Origin of the sequence: Streptomyces milbemycinicus (assembly GCF_002154605.1) — a bacterium.
Classification (GTDB): Bacteria; Actinomycetota; Actinomycetes; order Streptomycetales; family Streptomycetaceae; genus Streptomyces; species Streptomyces milbemycinicus.
Genome location: NZ_MUNE01000663.1, coordinates 1 through 1114, shown reverse-complemented (window position 1 = coordinate 1114; position 1114 = coordinate 1). Strand labels below are relative to the sequence as shown.

Annotated in this window: 2 protein-coding genes; both read left to right on the top strand. The window is 65.9% G+C overall.

Annotated elements, in window-relative coordinates; all coding sequences use genetic code 11:
• Positions 1-137 precede the first annotated feature (137 nt).
• Positions 138-344 carry a DUF397 domain-containing protein gene (locus CCN51_RS42080; protein ID WP_014177694.1) on the top strand — a complete coding sequence of 69 codons (207 nt, stop codon included), beginning with the start codon at positions 138-140 and terminating at the stop codon, positions 342-344.
• 260 nt (positions 345-604) lie between these two features.
• Positions 605-913 (top strand): hypothetical protein, encoded by a 309-nt coding sequence (locus CCN51_RS42075; protein ID WP_014177695.1) that lies wholly within the window; start codon positions 605-607, stop codon positions 911-913.
• The last annotated feature ends 201 nt before the right edge of the window (positions 914-1114 follow it).

The following is a 1114-nucleotide window of genomic DNA, read 5'->3' as shown; positions in this document are numbered from 1 at the left end:
CCCCTGCCCCCGGTACGCCCGGCACCGCCCCTCGACCGCCTCCCGTACGGACCCGAAGCGCGTAAAGTCCGGCGCGTCCGAGCACCTCACACTCCTTATCTCACCTTCCTTTCCCACACCCCTTTAAGGACCATGCGATGACACAGCTCGACTGGCAGCGGGCCACGACCCCGGAGGACGGGGAGCAGGAGGCCTACCTGGAGGTGGCCGCGGGCCCCGATGGCCGGATCTACATGCGCGAGAGCAACGACCCCGACAACATCGTGGTGACGACCCAGGCGAAGTGGGAGGCGTTCATCAAGGGGGTCAAGGCCGGCGAGTTCGACGACTTCGCGGAGGAGTGAGCCGCGGGGCTCGCCGAGCTCCGGCCCCAGCCACTGATCGTTGCCCAGCGCCCATGTGCGTGATACACACAGTGATCAGAGAACCCTAGGTTGACGCTTTTGTACGCCAGTCAGGCCATCGTGGCCCACAACACGTACGAGATCCGCCAAGAAATGCCGCCAAGTCGACATGCGGAAGCGGAATCGTCAGCGAAGATAGAGCCTGGCATGTGCCAACCGCACGGTGGCACACAACTACCCATAAGGGGCGGTGAGTTCTCATGTTCCTAGCGGCCGACAAGGGCGACATCAACACCATCATCGGCGGAATCGCCCCAGACTGGGGCCCGTTCGGCGATCTGGGCAGCGAGGCCCGCGTCATGATCGAGGTCGTCATGGCCGTAGCCCTGCTGCTCTGCTTCGGCATCGCCATCTGGGGCGCGGCCAAGCAGCGGATCGGCGCGACCGCGCTGCGCGACACCTTCAGCGCCGAACAGGGCAAGGGTCTGATCGTCGCCGGACTGACCGGTGTGTTCATCATCGGTTCACTGGGCACAGTCTTCACGATCGTGTACGGCATGGCCGTCTAGCGCACTACCCGCTCACCCAGCCGACCCCCCACACGCGGCGCACCCCCGTCCCCCAGCCTCCGCCCCCGAGCCCCCCACCGGTCCACCTCCACTGAGGCTGCTTCCTGATGCCCGCATCGCCCCTTGAGGTCGTGTCAGCTTGATGTCCACTCACACCACCGCGCCCCAGCGTCAGTCCGCGCCGCTACCGTCGTATAGGGG

Coding starts and splice junctions, on each gene's coding strand:
- CCN51_RS42075 (WP_014177695.1), top strand. CDS start 605: ATGTTCCTAGCGGCCGACAAGGGCGACATCAACACCATCATCGGCGGA.
- CCN51_RS42080 (WP_014177694.1), top strand. CDS start 138: ATGACACAGCTCGACTGGCAGCGGGCCACGACCCCGGAGGACGGGGAG.